Origin of the sequence: Oceanicola granulosus HTCC2516 (assembly GCF_000153305.1) — a bacterium.
GTDB lineage: Bacteria > Pseudomonadota > Alphaproteobacteria > Rhodobacterales > Rhodobacteraceae > Oceanicola > Oceanicola granulosus.
Map to the genome: position 1 here is coordinate 245,634 of NZ_CH724108.1, position 6,221 is coordinate 251,854.

Below are 6,221 nucleotides of genomic sequence, written 5' to 3' on the forward strand. Positions count from 1 at the left end.
TGACAGACCCGGCGCGCGTTCCCTTCGCCGTCTCACGCGTCCCCGCGCTCCCCGGCTCCGGCCCGGGCGCGGCGGCCACGGCCCGGATCGCCCGGCGAGGCGGTCCGACTGTAAACCTGTTACCGGAAGGATGACGACATGGACTGGGACCAGATCAAAGGCAACTGGAAACAGATGAAGGGTGACATGCAGCGCCAGTGGGGCGAGCTCACCGACGACGATTACGACAAAGCCGCGGGCGACCGCGAGAAGTTCGAGGGCGCGATCCAGGAGCGCTACGGCCGCAGCAAGGACGAGGCCCGCCGCGACGTCGACGACTGGCTGGCCAAGCGCTGATGTCGGACACCAGCCGTCTGAAAGAAGACGCCAAGGGCCAGCTCTTCGACGAGCTGGCCCGGGTCCATGCCGGGATGCTCGCCATCGACGGTGCCGGGCAGCATTTCCAGCCCATGACGCCCTACTGCGACCGCGACACCGGCGTGATCTGGTTCATCTCCTCCCGCGAGACCGACCTGGTGCGCACGCTGAGCGGCGCGATGAGCGCGCACTTCAACTTCATCGGCAAGGACGATGATTACTGGGCCTGCATGTCGGGGCGTCTGGAGCAGGTGGAGGACGAAGCGAAGATCGACGAGATCTGGAACGCCGTCGCCGCCGCCTGGTTCGAGGAGGGGCGGGAGGACCACGATGTCTGCCTGCTGCGCTTCTCGCTCGACGAGGCCGCGATCTGGGCGTCGTCGACCAACCCGATCACCTTCGGCTTCCAGATCGCCAAGGCGAACATGTCGCACGACACCGCCAACCTGGGCGACCACCGGATCGTCAGCTGGACCTGACACCGACACCAGAGGGGAGCGGCCTCACGCTCCCCTCTTCCGCGCCTTCCGCCGCCCGATGGGGCCGAGGTGCGTGATCTCGAACCCCTCGACCGATTTCAGCCCGTAGCCCAGCATCCTGTCGAACCCGGCATGGGCCAGCCACAGCGCGCCGAGCGTGGCGACGAGGGGCGCGAAGAGCAGGGTGCCGAGGGCGAAGAGCAGCGCGCCGAAGGCGTAGAGGTGGACGATGTTGTAGGCGATCGCGCCGATGCGCGCGCCGAGCGCGTAGCCGGCGAAGCTGAGGTCGGGCGCGAAGAAGATCAGCACCGCCGCCCACCACGGCAGGAGGGGCGGCATCTGCCAGTAGAGCAGCAGCGCCGCCAGGAACACGAGCGCGCCCTCGGCGCGTTGCCAGCCGATCATGTCAGCGGACCGGGCCGCCCCGGAAGTCGGGGACCGACACCGGCGAGAAGGCGTTGCGGGAGGAGAAGATCTCTCCGGGCGCGGGGGCGCAGGCGGACAGCGTCAGCGCGATGCCGAGTGCCGCGGTCAGGGTGCGGGTCATGTCTGCTCGTCCTCGAATGCCCCGATTTGCCGGGGTCTGGTAAGGCGAGCCTAGCAGAAACGGGCCGCGCGCGATAGCCGCTCAGCGGTAGACGTTGTCCTCGCCGGGGAAGGCGCGCGACTTCACCTCCTCGGCATAGTCCGAGACCGCGCGCTCGATCATCTCGCCGAGCTCGCCATAGACCTTCACGAACTTCGGCGGCGTCGACGGGTTCAGGCCCAGCATGTCCTCGAGCACGAGGATCTGGCCGTCGCATTCGGCCGAGGCGCCGATGCCGATGGTGGGGATCGCCACCTCGCGGGTGATGCGCGCGGCGAGCGGCTCGACCATGCCCTCGAGCACCAGCGCGAAGGCGCCGGCCTCGGCGACGGCGCGGGCGTCCTCGCTGTGCATGTCCCAGGTCTCCTCGTCGCGCCCCTGGGTCTTGAACCCGCCCATCACGTGCGACGATTGCGGCGTCAGGCCGATATGGGCCATCACCGGGATGCCGCGCTCGGTGAGGAAGCGGATCGTCTCCGCCATGCGCCGGCCGCCCTCGAGCTTGACCGCACCGCAGCCGGTCTCCTTCATGATCTGCGCGGCGTTGCGGAAGGCGACGTTGGGGCTTTCCTCGTAGGTGCCGAAGGGCATGTCAACGACGACCAGCGCCCGCCTGGTGCCGCGCACCACGGCGCGGCCGTGCATGATCATCAAGTCGAGCGGCACGCCCACCGTCGTCTCCATCCCGTGCATCACCATGCCGAGGCTGTCGCCGACGAGGATGAAGTCCGCGTGCCGGTCGACGATGGCGGCGGTGTGGGCGTGGTAGGAGGTGAGCGACACGATCGGCTCGCCGCCCTTGCGGCGGGCGAGCTGCGGAACGGTCATGCGGCGGACGGGGGCCTGTGCGCTCATGGGGCGAGCTCCATCTGGTCGATGAGAAGGACGGGATCGGCGGCGGGGCCGAAGCGGGCGGAGATCATCACCCCCACGGGGTGCGTCAGCGGGCCGGTGGCGGGCAGGAAGCTGTTGGGGTCGACGATGTCGAGCTGCTCGAGCCGCGCGCGCGGCTCGGCGGCGACCACGTCGCGCATGGCGGCGGCGATGTCGGCGACGGCGACGCCGGGCCGGGCCAGCGCCGCGCCGGCGTCGAGCGCGCGCTTCAGCACCGGCGCGGCGGCGCGGTCTTCGGGCGCGAGGCGGGCGTTGCGCGACGACAGGGCGAGGCCGTCGGGCGCGCGCACGGTGGCGACGCCGCGGATCGCGAGGGGGAAGTGCAGGTCGCGGGTCATGCGGCGGATGACCGCGAGCTGCTGGTAGTCCTTCTCGCCGAAATAGGCGGCGTCGGGCAGCACGATGTTGAACAGCCGCGCCACCACCGTCGTCACGCCGCGGAAGTGGCCGGGCCGCACCGCGCCGTGGCCGATGCTGGCGAGGCGGGGGGTCTCGACGATGGTCTCGTCGTGCTCGGGGTAGATCTCGCCCGGCTCGGGGATCAGCACCGCGTCGACCCCGGCCGCCTCGAGCATCTCGATGTCGGCGGCCTCGGTGCGCGGGTAGGCGGCGAGATCGGCCGCTTCGCCGAACTGGGTCGGGTTGACGAAGATCGTCGCGACGACCCTGTCGTGCCCGCCCTTCGCCTCGGCCATCAGCGCCATGTGGCCCTCGTGCAGCGCGCCCATCGTCGTCACCAGCCCCACGCTCTCGCCGGCGGCCCGGAAGGCGGCGACGGCGGCGCGGATGTCGGCAATGGTTCGGCAGATCTGCAAGGGGCACCTCGGCGACGTCGCGCCATTCCTAGCCCCGCCGCGCCGGGGGGGCAACTGACCGCGCGGAGGCGCGTGCCGCGCCGCTTCATCCTCCCTGGCGCGGGCGGTGCCCGCGCCGGGGCCCCGTCGGCATATTTGGAGCCAGATGAAGCGCGGGGGATGTCGGTTTTCGCTTGCCGAGCGTCGGCGTGTTCGGGCGCGGTGGCGGGGAAATGCGCCAAGAGAGGGCGTCGAGTCAGGGAGCGTGTGCCATGAAGACCCAAGTCAGAGCCCTCGTCGTCGGTGGCGGCGCCGTCGGCACGTCCATCGCCTACCACCTGGCGAAGGCCGGCTGGAGCGACGTGATGCTGCTCGAGCGCGACGAGCTGACCGCCGGCTCGACCTGGCACGCCGCGGGGCTGCTGCCGTACTTCAACATGTCCTACGCGACGACGTGGATCCACGACCACTCGATCAAGCTCTACAAGACGCTCGAGGCGGAGACGGGGCTCGACGCCGGCTTCTTCGTCGTCGGCAACCTGCGCATGGCGCAGACGAAGGCGCGGATGGACGAGTACATGCTCTACGCCGCCACCGCCGAGACGGTGGGCGTGCCGTTCGAGTGGATGAGCCCGGCGCAGATCAGGGAGCGCTGGCCGCTGGTGCGCACCGACGACCTGGAGGGCGCGATCTACCACCCGACGGACGGTTACATCAATCCCGCCGACGTCACCATGGCGATGGCCAAGGGCGCGCGGCAGCGCGGGGTGAGCATCGAGCGGCGCTGGCAGGTCGACGGCTACGAGTGGACCGGCAGCGCGTGGCGCGTCAGCTGCACGAAGATGGTGGAGAAGGGCGGCAATCTCGTCGCGGGCGACGAGCAGGTGGTCATCGAGGCCGAGCATGTGGTCACCGCGACGGGCAACCACGCGCAGCGCACGGCGCGGCTGCTCGGCATCAGGATCCCCGCGATCCCGGTGGAGCACCAGTACATCGTCACCGAGCCGGACCCGGCGCTGGTGGCATGGCGCAAGGACAACCCGCAGCACCCGGTGCTGCGCGACGCCGACGCGAAGTGGTACGTCCGCGAGGAGCGCGGCGGCTGGATCCTCGGCCCCTACGAGCGCGGCGCCCCCGCGCGGTTCCTGTACGACGTGCCCGAGAGCTTCCGCGCCGATCTCTTCCCGCTCGATCTCGACCGGATCGAGGAGGAGTACATGTCGATGATCCACCGCATCCCCTCGTCGGAGGAGGTGGGGCTGAAGGACGATTACAACGGCCCGATCTGCTACACGCCCGACGGCAACCCGCTGCTCGGCCCCGCCCCGGGACTGCGCAACATGTGGCTGGCCGAGGGCTTCTCCTTCGGCATCACCGCCGCCGGCGGGGCCGGGCATTACCTCGCGCAGCTGATGGTCGAGGGCGAGGCCGAAATCGACATGGCGAGCCTCGATCCGCGCCGCTACGGCGACTGGATGACGACCGAGTACGCCGCCCGCAAGAACGAGGAGGCCTACGAGCACGTCTACATCCTGCACCATCCCGACGAGGAGCGCCCCGCCTGTCGGCCGCTGCGGACCGCGCCGTCCTACGACCGGATGAAGGCGCGCGGCGCGCAGTTCGGGACGGTGAATGGCTGGGAGCGGCCGAACTACTTCGGCCCGCCCGACGCGCCCGAGGCGTTCGACCACGACGCCCGCTCGTTCCGGCGCGGCGGCTGGTGGCAGTACGCCGTCGACGAGGCGACGGCGATCCGCGAGGGCGTCGGGATGATCGACGCCTCGGCCTTCACCAAGCACCTGCTGCGCGGCCCCGGCGCGGCGGCCTTCCTCGACTGGTTCACCACCAACAGGCTGCCCCGGGTGGGCCGCATCAACCTGACCTACGCGCTGACCGGCGCGGGCACGACGCGGACGGAATACACCATCGTGCGGCTCGCCGAGGATACGTTCTACCTCGTCTCCGCCGGGGCGTGGCACGCCTACGACGGCGATTTCCTCGCCAAGGCGGTGGCGGACAGGGTGGCCGAGTTCGGGCCGATGTGGCTGGAGGATTGCACCACCAAGTACGGCGTCTTCGCCGTCGCCGGGCCGAAGTCGCGCGACCTGCTCAAGGGGCTGGTGCGCGACGCGGAGCCGGAGACGGCGCTGTCGAACAAGCGCTTCCCCTGGCTCTCGGCGCGGCGCATCGAGCTGGGCATGGTGCCGGTGAACGCGATCCGGGTGGCCTACACGGGCGAGCTCGGCTGGGAGTTGCACCACCCGATGGAGATGCAGAACCACCTCTTCGACCGGATCATGGAGGCGGGCGAGGCGCACGGGCTCAGGCTGGTCGGCGCGCGGGCGCAGAACTGGCTCCGGCAGGAGAAGAGCTACCGCGCCTTCGGCAACGAGCTCGGCCGCGACGCCACGCCGCTCGAGGCGGACCTGCCGCGCTTCGTGGACATGGGCAAGGACTTCCACGGCAAGGCGGAGATGGAGGCGACGGGCGTGCGCTCGAAGTGCGTCACGCTGCTCGTCGACGGGCCGGACGATGCCGATCCGTGGGGGCGCGAGGCGCTCTACGACGGCGAGCGGCGCGTCGGGCGGCTGACCTCGGGGGGCTATTCGGTGGCCTTCGGCAAGTCGATCGGGATGGGGTATGTCGACCCGGCCTTCGCGACGCCGGGAACGCGGCTCAAGGTGCGGATGATGGGCGCGCTCTGGGACGCGGAGATCACGGAGGACAGCCCCTATGACCCGAAGAACGAGCGGATCCGCGTGGACGGGTGACGGTGGGGTCGTAGGCACGGGCTTCGGCCCGGCATGGGCGCGCGATCGGCGCCGGGATGCCGGGCTGAAGTCCGGCCTACCGGAATGCGCGCGGCACGCAGCGGGCGAAGGCGTGGAGCCGCGGAGGCGCAGAGGTTGAAGAGCGGATGCGGACGGACGGGTGACGGTGGGGATGTAGGCCGGGCTTCAGCCCGGCGGGCGTGCGCGATCGGGGCCGGGGTGCCGGGCCGAAGCCCGGCCTACCGGGATGCGCGCGGCACGCAGCGGGCGAAGGCGTGGTGGCGCGGAGGCCCTGAGGTCGATGGCCGAATCCGGGTGGACGGGTGACGGTGGAGGTGTA

7 protein-coding genes are annotated in these 6,221 nt (G+C 70.7%); 3 read left to right on the forward strand and 4 right to left on the reverse strand.

Annotated features, from left to right (window positions below; translation table 11 throughout):
* Positions 1-138: 138 nt before the first annotated feature.
* Positions 139-336 (forward strand): CsbD family protein, encoded by a 198-nt coding sequence (locus OG2516_RS13550; RefSeq protein WP_007256266.1) that lies wholly within the window; start codon positions 139-141, stop codon positions 334-336.
* Positions 336-836, forward strand: a complete 501-nt coding sequence (locus tag OG2516_RS13555) for a pyridoxamine 5'-phosphate oxidase family protein (protein ID WP_007256267.1) — start codon at positions 336-338, stop codon at positions 834-836. The genes OG2516_RS13550 and OG2516_RS13555 overlap by 1 nt, the downstream gene beginning before the upstream one ends.
* A gap of 24 nt (positions 837-860) precedes the next feature.
* Here the strand turns inward: OG2516_RS13555 and OG2516_RS13560 are convergent, their stop codons facing one another.
* The 4 genes from OG2516_RS13560 to panC all read right to left on the reverse strand — a co-directional run bounded on the left by OG2516_RS13560 (position 861) and on the right by panC (position 3,131).
* Positions 861-1,241, reverse strand: coding sequence for a DUF4260 domain-containing protein (locus OG2516_RS13560; RefSeq protein ID WP_007256268.1), 381 nt, complete (start codon positions 1,239-1,241; stop codon positions 861-863).
* Position 1,242: 1 nt separating this feature from the next.
* Positions 1,243-1,383 carry a hypothetical protein gene (locus tag OG2516_RS20005; protein WP_007256269.1) on the reverse strand — a complete coding sequence of 47 codons (141 nt, stop codon included), beginning with the start codon at positions 1,381-1,383 and terminating at the stop codon, positions 1,243-1,245.
* 81 nt (positions 1,384-1,464) lie between these two features.
* Positions 1,465-2,277: a 3-methyl-2-oxobutanoate hydroxymethyltransferase gene (panB, locus tag OG2516_RS13565; RefSeq protein ID WP_007256270.1), complete on the reverse strand. Its 813-nt coding sequence runs from the start codon at positions 2,275-2,277 to the stop codon at positions 1,465-1,467.
* Positions 2,274-3,131 carry a pantoate--beta-alanine ligase gene (gene panC, locus OG2516_RS13570; RefSeq protein ID WP_007256271.1) on the reverse strand — a complete coding sequence of 286 codons (858 nt, stop codon included), beginning with the start codon at positions 3,129-3,131 and terminating at the stop codon, positions 2,274-2,276. The genes panB and panC overlap by 4 nt, the downstream gene beginning before the upstream one ends.
* Before the next feature lie 251 nt (positions 3,132-3,382).
* Between panC and OG2516_RS13575 the strand changes: the two genes are divergently transcribed.
* Entirely contained in the window at positions 3,383-5,881 is a 2,499-nt protein-coding gene (locus OG2516_RS13575) for a GcvT family protein (protein WP_007256272.1), read from the forward strand.
* Positions 5,882-6,221: the final 340 nt, after the last annotated feature.